This is a genomic window from Novosphingobium sp. CCH12-A3 (assembly GCF_001556015.1).
GTDB lineage: Bacteria > Pseudomonadota > Alphaproteobacteria > Sphingomonadales > Sphingomonadaceae > Novosphingobium > Novosphingobium subterraneum.
This window is the reverse complement of record NZ_LSIA01000016.1, coordinates 39206-51933: the sequence shown is the minus strand read 5'-3', so window position 1 is coordinate 51933 and position 12728 is coordinate 39206. Positions and strand designations below refer to the sequence as shown.

At 64.8% G+C, this 12728-nt stretch carries 13 protein-coding genes; 9 read left to right on the top strand and 4 right to left on the bottom strand.

Annotation, left to right across the window (positions count from 1 at the left end; translation table 11 throughout):
• The first annotated feature begins 128 nt into the window (after positions 1-128).
• The 3 genes from AX703_RS01000 to AX703_RS00990 all read left to right on the top strand — a co-directional run bounded on the left by AX703_RS01000 (position 129) and on the right by AX703_RS00990 (position 3048).
• Complete coding sequence (locus AX703_RS01000) at positions 129-545, top strand: secondary thiamine-phosphate synthase enzyme YjbQ (RefSeq protein WP_062341968.1); 417 nt, start codon at positions 129-131, stop codon at positions 543-545.
• A gap of 193 nt (positions 546-738) precedes the next feature.
• The gene (locus AX703_RS00995; RefSeq protein ID WP_062341966.1) at positions 739-2658 is read left to right on the top strand and encodes a methyl-accepting chemotaxis protein; all 1920 of its coding nucleotides are present in this window, start codon (positions 739-741) and stop codon (positions 2656-2658) included.
• Between the two features lie 39 nt (positions 2659-2697).
• Positions 2698-3048 (top strand): energy transducer TonB, encoded by a 351-nt coding sequence (locus AX703_RS00990; RefSeq protein WP_039336097.1) that lies wholly within the window; start codon positions 2698-2700, stop codon positions 3046-3048.
• 112 nt (positions 3049-3160) lie between these two features.
• Here AX703_RS00990 and AX703_RS00985 read toward each other — a convergent pair whose 3' ends face one another.
• The 4 genes from AX703_RS00985 to ligK form a co-directional block, all read right to left on the bottom strand.
• Positions 3161-4429 (bottom strand): amidohydrolase family protein, encoded by a 1269-nt coding sequence (locus tag AX703_RS00985; protein WP_062341965.1) that lies wholly within the window; start codon positions 4427-4429, stop codon positions 3161-3163.
• A gap of 53 nt (positions 4430-4482) precedes the next feature.
• Positions 4483-5373 (bottom strand): amidohydrolase family protein, encoded by an 891-nt coding sequence (locus AX703_RS00980; RefSeq protein WP_062341963.1) that lies wholly within the window; start codon positions 5371-5373, stop codon positions 4483-4485.
• A 118-nt stretch (positions 5374-5491) separates the two neighbouring features.
• Positions 5492-6562: a 4-oxalomesaconate tautomerase gene (locus AX703_RS00975; protein WP_062341961.1), complete on the bottom strand. Its 1071-nt coding sequence runs from the start codon at positions 6560-6562 to the stop codon at positions 5492-5494.
• A complete protein-coding gene (ligK, locus tag AX703_RS00970; protein WP_039336089.1) occupies positions 6555-7229 on the bottom strand; it encodes a 4-carboxy-4-hydroxy-2-oxoadipate aldolase/oxaloacetate decarboxylase in 675 nt (224 codons plus the stop codon). Before ligK ends, AX703_RS00975 begins: the two co-directional genes overlap by 8 nt.
• 105 nt (positions 7230-7334) lie before the next feature.
• Between ligK and AX703_RS00965 the strand changes: the two genes are divergently transcribed.
• The 6 genes from AX703_RS00965 to AX703_RS00940 all read left to right on the top strand — a co-directional run bounded on the left by AX703_RS00965 (position 7335) and on the right by AX703_RS00940 (position 12671).
• A complete protein-coding gene (locus AX703_RS00965; RefSeq protein ID WP_062341959.1) occupies positions 7335-8486 on the top strand; it encodes a LysR family transcriptional regulator in 1152 nt (383 codons plus the stop codon).
• Positions 8487-8548: 62 nt separating this feature from the next.
• Complete coding sequence (locus AX703_RS00960; protein WP_062341957.1) at positions 8549-9370, top strand: NAD(P)-dependent oxidoreductase; 822 nt, start codon at positions 8549-8551, stop codon at positions 9368-9370.
• Entirely contained in the window at positions 9367-10392 is a 1026-nt protein-coding gene (locus tag AX703_RS00955) for an amidohydrolase family protein (RefSeq protein WP_062341956.1), read from the top strand. The genes AX703_RS00960 and AX703_RS00955 overlap by 4 nt, the downstream gene beginning before the upstream one ends.
• Positions 10389-10811, top strand: coding sequence for a protocatechuate 4,5-dioxygenase subunit alpha (gene ligA / locus AX703_RS00950; RefSeq protein ID WP_039336081.1), 423 nt, complete (start codon positions 10389-10391; stop codon positions 10809-10811). Before AX703_RS00955 ends, ligA begins: the two co-directional genes overlap by 4 nt.
• A 1-nt stretch (position 10812) precedes the next feature.
• Complete coding sequence (locus tag AX703_RS00945) at positions 10813-11655, top strand: class III extradiol dioxygenase subunit beta (RefSeq protein ID WP_039336079.1); 843 nt, start codon at positions 10813-10815, stop codon at positions 11653-11655.
• 71 nt (positions 11656-11726) lie between these two features.
• Entirely contained in the window at positions 11727-12671 is a 945-nt protein-coding gene (locus AX703_RS00940; protein ID WP_039336078.1) for a Gfo/Idh/MocA family oxidoreductase, read from the top strand.
• Positions 12672-12728: the final 57 nt, after the last annotated feature.

Genomic DNA, 12728 nt, shown 5'->3' with positions numbered 1-12728 from the left:
GGTTCACAGGAAGCGCAGAAGAAAAGCGGGGCCCCGGGTCAAGCCCGGGGCGACGGTGGTGTGTGGGGTGTGGGTCGGACGGCTGCGAGGTCTGGCGCGGCGAGGGCATATGCTGCCATAAGGCCGTCATGCGCCAGTCTGCCACCGAGATCACCATCGCTACCCCGGGCCAAGGCCTGCATGAGATAACCCGCGATGTGGTGCGCTGGACTGGCGAACAGGGCATGGCCACCGGCTTGCTGACCGTGTTCTGCCGCCATACCTCGGCTTCACTGACCATCCAGGAGAACGCCGCGCCTGAAGTGCGGGGCGATATCGTTCGCTGGCTTTCGCGTCTTGCGCCGGAGAACGGCGGCTATGCCCATGACGATGAAGGTCCCGACGACATGCCAGCGCATTTGAAGTCGATACTCACGGGCGTGTCGCTATCGATTCCGCTGGTCGGGGGGCGACTGGCACTGGGCACGTGGCAGGGCATATATTTGTGCGAGCACCGCCGGGCAGGCCATCGTCGGCGCGTGACGCTGCATCTTCTGGGCGCTTGACCCCCCGGCAACATTAACCATGAAGGTGGCCCGTATCGGGCCGAAAGCTGCGCAAACAGTAGCGTTGTGGCAATCTGGCTGGAGAAAACCTTTCTACGCCAGTGCGCGACTCTACGGGGCCGTCGCGATACGGAAAGTTCCCCCCTCCCGGCATAAGTGGGTGACATGCCGCAAGGCCTGTCGGGGAACATTGATGTTCAGCTTCAACATAACCAAAAAATTCATCGCTGCTTTTGCACTGCTGCTTGCAGCGATGGCAGGCATGGGCCTGTTCGCGATTTCGAAGATCGGCGAGGTCAATGCCATTGCCGCCGAACAGCGCGACATCTGGATACCCAGCGCGGAAAAGCTCGGCGATATCCACGCCTTTACCTCGCAATATCGCCTCAAGCAGGACGAGATGTTCAGTGGGGAGACGCCCGAGGCCGTGGCGCGCGGCCAGAAACTGCTCAGGAATGCGCGCAGCGCGATCGATGCGGAAATCGTCGAGTTCGAGAAACTTGCCATCACGCCGGATCAGAAGACCGGCACGGCCGCGCTGAAGCAGGCCTGGGCGACTTTCCTTGCCCAGGATGAAAGCATGCAGGCGATGGCGATCGGCGGTGACACCCAGGGCGCCCAGGCTATGCACGATGGCGAGGGCATCGATACCTTCTATGCCCTGGAAGACACGATCCTCGCCGTGATCGAGGCCAACAAGAAGGACGGCGCTGCGGTCGCCGCCAATGCCGAGAAGATCTATGCCTCGGCGCGCAAGTTCACCCTTGCGGCGCTTGGCCTTGCTCTGCTCAGCGCGGTTGTCCTGCTGATCTATCTCATTCGCAACATCGCCAAGCCGGTGGTATCGATGTCGGACGCCGTGTCGCGCCTGATCGATGGGGATCATAACGTCGCCGTCCCGGGCCTTTCCCGGTCCGACGAACTTGGCCAGCTTGCCCGCGCGCTCGACCGCTTCCGCGATGTCTTCGCATCCGACCATGCCCGCGCCGAAGCCGAGAAGCAGCGCGCCCGCGAAGTGCAGCTGACCATCGATGAGATCGGCGAGGGACTGACCGCGCTGGCCGAAGGAAACCTGACCTTCCGCGTCAAGGAGAACGGATCGGGCGCGCTGGCAAAGCTGCACGTCGACTACAATGCTGCCGTGACCGCGCTTGAGCGGGTGCTCGGCAAGATCGTCGAGGGTTGCCACACGATCAAGCTTGGTACGGACGAGATTTCGAGCGCGGCATCGGACCTGGCGCTGCGCACCGAGCAGCAGGCGACATCGCTGGCTGAAACATCGCGCACGATCACCGAGTTCAGCTCCTCGGTCAGGACCACGGCCGAGAACGTGAAGCAGACGAGCACCCGCCTGTCTGTGGCCCGCAACACCGCCGACGGTGTTGGCGATACCGCCAATCGTGCCGTGGCCGCCATGCGCAGCATCGAGGCCAGTTCGCGCGAGATGGCCGAGATCGTGGGCGTCATCGACGGCATTGCCTTCCAGACCAACCTGCTGGCGCTCAATGCCGGGGTCGAGGCCGCACGTGCCGGTGATGCCGGCAAGGGCTTTGCGGTGGTCGCCACCGAAGTGCGTGCCCTGGCGCAGCGCTCTGCCGATGCCGCCAAATCGATCCGCGACCTGATCGGCAAGAGCACCGAAGAGGTCAGCGGCGGGGTTGCCCTGGTCGAATCGAGCGGTGAGGCCCTGCGGCAGATCGTCAACGAAGTCAGTGCGGTCTCGGAGCTGGTAGACCAGATCGCCGAGGCTGCCGGACAGCAGGCGGCCGGCATTGCCGACATCTCGGCGATGGTCGGTTCGATGGACAGCTTTACCCAGCGCAATGCCGCGATGGTCGAGGAAAGCTCGGCCGGAACGCGCAATCTCTCGAACGAGACCATTGCGCTGGTCGAGCAGGTCGGGCGCTTCCGCCTTGGTACGAGCGGCCAGGCCCGCTCATCGGCACTGCTCTCCGCCAAGCCGCAAGCTTCTGCGCCCGCAGCGTCGAAGCCCGCTCCGCTGCCCGTGGCTACTGCGACGGCAGAGCCCGCCGCGCAGCCTGCAGCGCGCCCCGCTCCGGTCCTCGGCAATACTGCCCTGAAGGTCGACGAGGACGATTGGTCCGAATTCTGAAAGCCGCAACGTCATTCAAGAAGATCGAAGGAACGACCCATGAAGATTATCGACAGGATCGCACTTGGCATTGCCTCGCTTGCCTTTGCCGCAACCGCCATGCCTGCCTTTGCGCAGTCTGCCGAGTGGCAGAAGCAGGTGACGCGCATCATCGCGTCCAAGCAGACCTATCCACGCACGGCGCAGATGCGCGGCGAGGAAGGCACGGCCAAAGTCAAGGTGTTCGTCGGCGCTGGCGGCAACATCGAGCGAACCGAACTTGTCGCGCCCTCGGGCTCGAGCACGCTCGACAAGGAGGCGCTGGCCATGCCGACGCGCGCCGGTTCTGTGCCGCCGCCGCCGGGCGGTGCCACGGCCATCGTCGTGCCAGTGACCTGGAAGCTGCTCTGACCAAGCAGTGATTGCCATCTGGCGGGCCGTCCCCCTCCGGCCCTGCCGGCTCTTGCCGGTCCTCCCTTGCCGGCAGATCGGGGCGGCTCGATCCGAGCCGCCCCTTTTTCGCTCATTTCACCAATTCGCCACCCTTCATGACATGGCGCACGTCTTCGAGGACGGCGATATCGGCCAGGGGGTCCCCGGTGACTGCGATCATGTCGGCCCAATGGCCGGGCGAGAGTGCGCCGACGTCCTTGCTCCAGCCGAGCAGGTCGGCGGCGACAGTGGTGGCAGACTGGATTGCCTGCATCGGCGTCATTCCGTAGCGGACCATGTACTTGAACTGCCGCGCATTGGCGCCGTGGGGGAAGACCCCGGCGTCGGTGCCATAGCTGAGCCTGACCCCGGCCTTGACCGCCTTGCGGAAGCCTGCGCGCTGGGCTTGGGTGGTCTCGTCGTTCTTGCGCAGCATGTCGGCAGGCCAGCCATCGCGCTTGCCGACCTCGGCGATGAAATCCCCGTTGTAGATATCCATGTCGAGCCAGACGCTGCGCGCCTTGGCAAGGGCAATGCCTTCATCGTCGATCAGGCTGGCATGCTCGATCGCCTTGACGCCCGACTGGATGGCAAGTTTGATTCCGGCGGCGCCATGGGCATGGGCGGTGACCCATGATCCGCGCTGGCGGGCAACGTCGACCGCTGCCTTCATCATCTCGCCCGAAAGTTCGATCTGGCCAGGTTCGGTGCCTTGCGCCAGCACTGCACCGGTGGCGATCAGCTTGATCGAATCCGCGCCGTTCTGGAACAGCGCGTTGACCTTGCGGGTAACGTCCGCCGCATCGGTGACGACGCCGGCGCGCATGTCGGCAGGGACGGTGACATCGGGCGAGAAGCCGGTGACCTCGCCGCCGCCGCCGGGGATGGTGACATAGGCCCCCACCGCGCTGACGCGAGGGCCGGGCACGTCGCCACGGTTGATGGCGTTGCGCAGTTCGACATCGGCATAGGCGCGGAAGGAGCCGACATCGTGCACCGAGGTAAAGCCTGCGAGCAGGGTCTTCCTGGCATTGCGCGCGCCGATGAAGCCGATCTCCATGGCCGAATGGAGCAGCGGCTCGGCGACGTTGCTGGACTGTTCGACGTCGGCGAGGTGCACGTGGCAGTCGATCAGGCCGGGCAGGACGGTGAAGGCCGACCAATCCACGACGTTTGCGCCTGCGGGCAGGGGGGCATCGGGCTGGACCGATACAACGCGCCCATCCTCGACCTTGACCACCTGTGCGGTGAGCACCCGCCCCGCTTCCGGATCGACCAGTCGCCCGGCGCGGACGTAGAGCGTTTCGGCGCTTGCCGTGGCGGGGATCAGGGCGAGGAAGGGGAGAACGCGACGCAGCATGGTGCGCAGATTATCGCACCACGCTGCAAGCGCAATTGGCGAAGCTCTGGACCTCAGTCGGCCCAGTAGAGCTTCATCGGATTGTCGATCAGCAGCTTGCGCTGAAGTTCGTCAGTCGGCGCGATGCGCGGGATCATGTCGACGAGATGGCCGTCGTCGGGGATCTCAGTGTCCATGTTGGGATGGGGCCAGTCGGTGCCCCACAGCACGCGGTCCTGGTAATCGGCCACCAAAGGCGCGACGGCATCGGCAAAGGCATTCCACGGATCGCCCGCGCCGCCTTCCTTGATGGCATCGAGGCGGTCGGGGCAGGTGGCCTTGAACCAGATGTCATCGCGACTGTCGAGGAAGGCGCGGAAGGCCTTCATGTCGGCACCGTCCGGTCCCTGGCGCACGTCGGGACGGCCCATATGGTCGATCACGAGGGGGACGGGGATCGCGTCCATGAACGGGCGGAGTTCCTCGAGGATGTCGGCCTCGAAATAGATTACCACGTGCCAGCCCTTGGGCAGGCGCTGCGCGACTTCGAGGAACTTGTCCTTGGGCGCGTCGTCGACAAGGCGCTTCAGGAAGTTGAAGCGGATGCCGCGGATGCCGCCTTCGTGCAGGGCGTGGAGGTCTGCTTCGGAGATCGCGGGATCGACCACGGCGACGCCGCGGGCCTTTCCGTTCGACTTGGCGATGGCGTCGAGCGTGGCGGCATTGTCGGTGCCGTGGCAGCTGGCCTGAACGATGACGTTGCGTTCAAAGCCCAGGTGATCGCGCAGGGCGAAGAGCATGTCCGGGCCGGCATCCTGCGGCAGGTACTTGGCCTTGGCGCTGAACGGGAACTGCGCCATCGGGCCGAAGACATGGCAATGCGCATCGACCGCGCCGGGTGGCGGGGTGTAGCGCGGCTTCGATGGATTGGCGTGCCAGCTGATGATGCGGTTCTGGTCGGTCATCTAACTCTTCCGTTGCGTTGAGGTCCTTCGACAGGCTCAGGACGAGCGGACCTTTTGCTTCAACCTTCTACTGCCCCAACACGCTCATGCTGAGCTTGCCGAAGCATGCTGCACGGCGTCAGCCAAACACCACGCCATCCATCAGCTTGCGCGCAGTGCGCAGGAGGGCGGCGGTGCGGACTTCGCCGGCGTCGTCCACTTCCAGAACGCAGCTCATTTCGCCGGTGGGATGTTCGACCGAGAGCAGCTTGCGGCTGCCTTCGGGGATCGAGGCTACCTCGGCGGCGGGCGAGCCGGGGATCAGGCAGGCGGTGGCGACGCTGACCGCACCGAGGACGCCGATGGTGGCGTGGGCGCGGTGGGGGATAAAGCTGCGCACGGTTACCGCGCCGCCATTCTTCGGCGGGGCGACGAGCATCATCTTGGGGACGGACTTTTCCTTCACGTCACCCAGATTCATGCGTTCGCCGACGGCGAGGCGGATGGCTTCGATCTTCGCCTTGAGATCGCTCGCATTGTCTAGCCAGTCGCGGTCTTCGTAGCCGGTGATGCCGAGATCCTCGGCCTTCATCACCACGCAGGGCATGCCGTTGTCGATCAGGGTGACAGCCACGCCATTCACTTCGTCGACGGCGTTGCCGGTGGGCAGGAGCGCGCCGCACGAGGAACCGGCGGTATCGCGAAATTCGAGTGGCACCGGCGCGTGGGAGCCGGGGACCCCGTCGATCTTCGCGTCGCCCTTGTAGATGACCTTGCCATCGGGCGTGCTGACCGTGGCGACGGCGACCTGGCCGGTGTTCTCCATGAAGATGGCGACGCGGGTTTCATCGCCGGTGGCCGCCACCAGTCCGCGCTCGATCGCGAAGGGACCCACGCCGGCAAGGATATTGCCGCAGTTCTGCGCATCGGTGACGATCGCCTGATCGACGAAGACCTGCAGGAACAGGTAGTCGACGTCGATGCCCTCGCGGCTGGACTTGGAAACGACCGCGACCTTGCTGGTCAGGGGATCGGCGCCGCCCATTCCGTCGATCTGCACGGGATCGGGGCTGCCCATCATGGCCAGGAGGAAGGCATCGCGCTGGGCCGTGTCCTGCGGCAAGTCATCCTTGAGAAAGTAGCCGCCCTTGGACGTGCCGCCGCGCATCCACATGCAGCGAATGCCTTGGGGCATGCCTGCCTCAGACATACTTGAGGCCTTCCTTCTCCAGCCGTTCGCGCATCTTGTACATGTCGAGGCCGAGGACGCCGGCAGCGAGCTTCTCGCGCTTTTCGCCTTCGTTGGCTTCGCGCGCCTGCGCGGCCTTGAGCACTTCGGCGGCCTTTTCGCGGGGCACGACGCAGACGCCGTCATCGTCGGCCACGATCACGTCGCCGGGGTTCACCAGCGCGTTGGCGCAGACGACGGGGACGTTGACGCTGCCGAGCGTGTTCTTGACAGTGCCCTGTGCGTAGATCGCCTTGGACCAGACGGGGAAGTTCATTTCCGTGAGGTCGCGCACGTCGCGCACGCCAGCGTCGATCACCAGGCCACGGCAGCCGCGCGCCTGCGCGCTGGTGGCGAGAAGATCGCCGAAGTAGCCGTCTTCGCACGGTGAGGTGGGGGCGAGGAGCAGGATGTCTCCGGCCTGAAGCTGTTCGATGGCGACGTGGACCATCCAGTTATCACCCGGAGGCGCGCTGATGGTGACGGCGCTGCCGGCGATGCGCGCGCCGCGATAGATCGGGCGCATGTAGGAGGCGAGCAGGCCGGTGCGGCCTTGCGCTTCGTGGACGGTGGCGACGCCGCAGGCGGCAAGGCCATCGATCACGGCTGGATCGGCACGTTCGATGTTCTGGACGACGATTCCCGACATTTCCGGCTCCCATGAAAAATCTTCGCCGGTTCCATGCGACTGCGGGGCGCGAGGAACCAATGCAATGTTTGGCACTGCCCATAAGGAAATGCTAAGCGATGCACCATGCAACTCCATGCGATCAATGTCCGCCACATCGCGGCTTTTGCGGCGACCGTGCGCCACGGCAGCGTGACGCGGGCGGCGCGGGCGGTGAACCTGACGCAGCCTGCATTGACGCAGGCGATCGCCCGGCTGGAGGCGGACCTGGGATGTGCGCTGTTCGAACGTGGGCCGGCCGGCATGACGCCGACCGAACCGGCACTGCTGCTGGCCCCGCGAGCAGAGGCGGCGATTTCGCATGTCGGCTCTCCGCGCGTGACTGGCACGCAATTGCGGGCGTTCCTCGCGCTGGCAAGGGCCGGGTCCTATGCCGTGGCTGCAGAGGCGACGGGGCTTTCGTCGGCCTCGCTGCACCGGGCGGTGGCGGACCTTTCGGTGGCGCTGGGACAGCGGCTGGTGGACCGGCGCGGGCGTTCGGTGATGCTGACGCCTGCGGGCGAAAGGCGCGCACGCGGGTTCGGCCTGGCGATGGCGGAATTGCGTTCAGGCCTTGCCGAAGTGGCGGCCTGGCAGGGCAAGGCGGCGGGGCGGGTGGTGGTGGGCGCCATGCCGCTGAGCCGCGCGCGCTGGCTGCCCGAGACGATCCTGCGCTTTGCCGGAGCCCATCCGGGGGTGGATGTGGCAGTGGTGGAAGGAAGCCATGCCGAGCTTTCCGGACCTTTGCGCGACGGTGAAGTGGACCTGATGCTGGGCGCGCTTCGTGATGCGGCGTCTCTTGATGATCTGGCGCAGGAGGCGGTGTTCGAAGATCGTCCTGCACTGGTGATGCGCGCCGGGCATCCCTTGCTGGCAGGCACGGTGAATGGCGCGGCGTTGGCGGCGTTTCCGTGGATTCTGCCCGCCAGCGACACGCCGTTGCGCCACTACTGGGAAGGCATGATGCGCGGCGCCGGGGCGGAGCCGCCGCGGGTGGGGATCGAGTGCGGATCGGTGCTGACGGTGCGGCAATTGCTGCTGGGATCTGACGCGCTGACGCTGCTGTCCCCGGCGCAACTGGCGGTGGAACTGGACGCGGGCGTGCTGGCTACGCTGCCGCCGCCGGTGCCGGTGGCGCGGACCATTGGCATCACCACGCGAGAAGGCTGGCGGCCAACTGCTCCTCAGGCCGCCTTCGTCGCCCTGCTGCGCGAGGTTGCCGCAGAAGGGTTTGCATAAATTTATACCTGTGGCGATGTTTGCATTTGTTCCTTTGCGCCTTGCCGCGCAGGACCGGCGCCATGGAGAGCGTGATTGCCCTGATCGGCTTCGGTGAGGCCGGGTCCACTTTTGCCAAGGCGGCAGGCTGGGAGTCTGCGGCGCTGGCCTTCGACATCAACCCGGCACGACGGGCGGTGATGGAAGAGGCGGGCGTGGTGATCTGCGGCTCGGCCGAAGATGCGCTTGGCGATGCCGACGTGGTGCTGTCGCTGGTGACGGCGGATTCGGCGCTGCCTGCGGCTGAGGACTATGCCGGTCTGCTGAAGCCGGGCGCGCTCTGGTGCGACATGAATTCGGTGGCACCCGACACCAAGCGGGCCGCCGCCAAGGCGATCGAGGCATCAGGCGGGCGTTATGTCGACGTTGCGGTGCTGGCCCCGGTCAACCCCGCTCGGATGAATGTGCCGCTGCTGATTTCGGGTGCCCATGCTGCAGAGGCCGAGGCGCGGCTGCAGGCGGCAGGCTTTGCCAAGACGCGAGTGGTTGGGGACGAGATCGGCCGGGCCAGCGCAATCAAGATGATCCGCTCGATCATGGTAAAGGGCATCGAGGCGCTGACCGCCGAAATGATGCTGGCGGCGACGAAGGCCGGCGTGGTGGACGAGGTTTTGTCCTCCCTGGACGCCAGCGAGAAGACGCAGAGCTGGTTCGATCGCGCCGAGTACAATGTCGAGCGCATGACGACGCATGGGCTCCGTCGTGCGGCCGAGATGGAAGAGAGCTGCAAGACGCTGGAATCGCTGGGCATCGAGCCGGTGATGACCAGCGGGACCGTGAAGCGCCAGCGCGAGCAGGCGGGCAAGACAATCGCATTCAACGCTAAGAGGACTGAAGTCGCATGACCATGATCATCGACTGCCACGGCCACTACACCGTGCTGCCAAAGGCGCACGACGAATGGCGCGAGAAGCAGAAGGCCGCATTCAAGGCCGGGACCGAGTGCCCGCCCTATCCCGAAATCTCGGATGACGAGATCCGCGAGACGATCGAATCGAACCAGCTGCGCCTGCTGAAGGAGCGTGGCGCGGACATGACGATCTTCTCCCCCCGCGCTTCGGCCATGGCCCCGCACGTTGGCGATCAGTCGGTCGCGGTGAAGTGGGCGCAGGTCTGCAACGACCTGATCGCGCGCGTTGTCGGGCTTTACCCTGACACCTTCGCGGGCGTGTGCATGCTGCCGCAGTCTCCGGAAGCGGACATGTCGTCCTCGATCCGCGAGCTGGAGCGCTGCGTGAACGAGCTCGGCTTCATCGGCTGCAACCTCAACCCTGATCCGGGCGGTGGCCACTTCAAGCATCCGCCGCTGACCGATGAATACTGGTTCCCGTTCTACGAGAAGATGTGCGAGCTGGACGTTCCGGCGATGATCCACGTATCGGGATCGTGCAACCCGGCGATGCATGCGACGGGCGGGTACTACATCGCGGCTGACACCATCGCCTTCATGCAGCTGCTCGAAGGCGACCTCTTCAGCAAGTTCCCCACCCTGCGCTTCATCATTCCGCATGGCGGCGGCGCGGTGCCCTACCACTGGGGACGCTATCGCGGCCTTGCCGACATGCTCAAGAAGCCGTCGCTCGACACGCACCTGATGAACAACATCTTTTTCGACACCTGCGTCTATCACCAGCCGGGCATCGACCTGCTGGCCGACGTGATCGAGAACAAGAACATCCTGTTCGGGTCGGAAATGGTCGGCGCGGTGCGTGGGATCGACCCGACCACCGGGTTCTATTTCGACGATACCAAGCGCTATGTCGACGCACTCGACATCAGCGATGCCGAACGCCACGCGATCTTCGAGGGCAACGCGCGCCGCGTGTTCCCGCGCCTCGACGTCAAGCTGAAGGAGAGGGGCCTGTGACCGAAACAGCCAAGCCGACCCAGAACATCCACGAATACCTCGCCGAGTTCGAGGACATTCCGGGTACCCGCGTCTACACCGCTGCCCGCGCCCGCAAGGGCTACTGGATCAACCAGTTCGCGATGAGCCTGATGAAGCCGGAGAACCGCGAACGGTTCAAGGCCGACGAGCGCGCCTATCTCGACGAGTGGAAGATCAGCGAGGAAGCCAAGCAGGCGCTGCTTCGGCGCGACTACAACGCGTTGCTCGACCTTGGCGGGAACGTCTACTTCCTCTCGAAGCTTTTCTCTTCGGACGGGCTGCCGTTTGCCGAGGCGGTCAGCACGATGACCGACATGACCTGGCCTGAATATCGCCAGATGATGCTGGAGGGCGGCCGCAAGCCCGAAGGCAATCGCTCGATCAAGGGAGGCTACTGACATGGCCAAGATTACTGCTGGCGTCGGCTCCAGCCACGTTCCGCTGCTTGGCGTCGCTGTCGACCAGGGCAAGTGGCAGGACGACTACTTCGGCCCGATCTTCAAGGGCTACGAGTGGACCCGCGAATGGGAAGCCCGCGAAAAGCCCGACGTGGTGATCCTGGTCTACAACGACCACGCTTCGGCCTTCGACGCGAACATCATCCCCACTTTCGCGATCGGTTGCGGCGAGCACTACAAGTCGGCCGACGAAGGCTGGGGCCCGCGCCCGGTGCCGGACGTGGAGGGCCATGCCGACCTTGCCTGGCACATCGCGCAGAGCCTGATCCTCGAAGACTTCGACATGACCATCATCAACGAGATGGACGTCGACCACGGGTTGACCGTGCCGCTTTCGATGATGTTCGGCCAGCCGGAGAAATGGCCGGTCAAGGTCGTGCCATTGGCGGTGAACGTCGTCACCTACCCCGTCCCCTCGGGCAACCGGTGCTGGGCGCTGGGCGAGGCGATTGCCCGCGCCGTGGAAAGCTTCCCCGAGGACCTCAACGTGCAGATCTGGGGCACCGGCGGGATGAGCCACCAGCTTCAGGGCCCGCGCGCCGGGCTGCTGAACCGCGAATGGGACAACAAGTTCCTCGACATGCTGGAATCGGACAATGACGATGTCCGCCACATCCCGCACATCGAATATTTGCGCGAGACCGGTTCGGAAGGCATCGAGATGGTGATGTGGCTGATCATGCGCGGGGCGCTGGGGAAGAAGGTCAAGCGCCTCAACCGCCATTATCACATTCCGTGCAGCAACACCGCGATCGGGCACATCGTGCTCGAACCGGCGGACTGACAAACCCAATCCACCCTTGCCGGGCAACCTCACCGGTTGCCCGGTCCTTTTTTGCAAGAAAGGGAACAGACATGCGCATAGCCCTGGCCGGCGCCGGCGCGTTCGGCGAAAAGCACCTCGATGGCCTGAAGAACATCGACGGCGTCGAAATCACCTCGATCATCAGCCGCACCGGCGAACAGGCCGCTGCAGTTGCCGCCAAGTACGGCGCCAAGCACTCGTCGACCGAGCTGGAAGACGCACTGGCGCGCGACGATGTGGATGCGGTGATCCTGTGCACGCCGACGCAGATGCACGCCTCGCAGGCCATCGCCTGCATGAAGGCGGGCAAGCACGTGCAGGTGGAGATCCCGCTGGCCGACAGCTGGGCGGATTCGCAGGAAGTGCTGCGCGTTCAGGAAGAGACCGGCAAGGTCTGCATGGTCGGCCACACCCGTCGCTTCAACCCCAGCCACCAGTTCGTGCACAACCGGATCAAGGCAGGCGAGTTCAACGTCCAGCAGATGGACGTGCAGACCTACTTCTTCCGCCGCAAGAACATCAACGCCAAGGGCGAGCCGCGTTCGTGGACCGATCACCTGCTGTGGCACCACGCCGCGCACACGGTTGACCTGTTCGCTTATCAGGCGGGCAAGATCGTCAAGGCCAATGCCATCGAAGGGCCGATCCATCCCGAGCTGGGCATCGCGATGGACATGTCGATCCAGTTGAAGAGCGAAACCGGTGCGATCTGCACGCTGTCGCTTTCGTTCAACAACGACGGACCGCTCGGCACCTTCTTCCGCTACATTGGCGATACCGCGACCTACATCGCGCGTTACGACGATCTGGTGAATGGCAAGGAAGAGCCGATCGACGTTTCGAAGGTCGACGTCAGCATGAACGGCATCGAACTTCAGGACCGCGAGTTCATCGCCGCGATCCGCGAGGGGCGCGAGCCGAACAGCTCGGTGCAGAAGGTGTTCGACTGTTACCGCGTGCTGGGCGAGCTGGAACAGCAGCTGGCGGCCGGTTGATCTGGAAAGGCCCGCCCGAAACGGCGGGCCTTTTTCGTTGGGAGGTGGTGCAGGTGC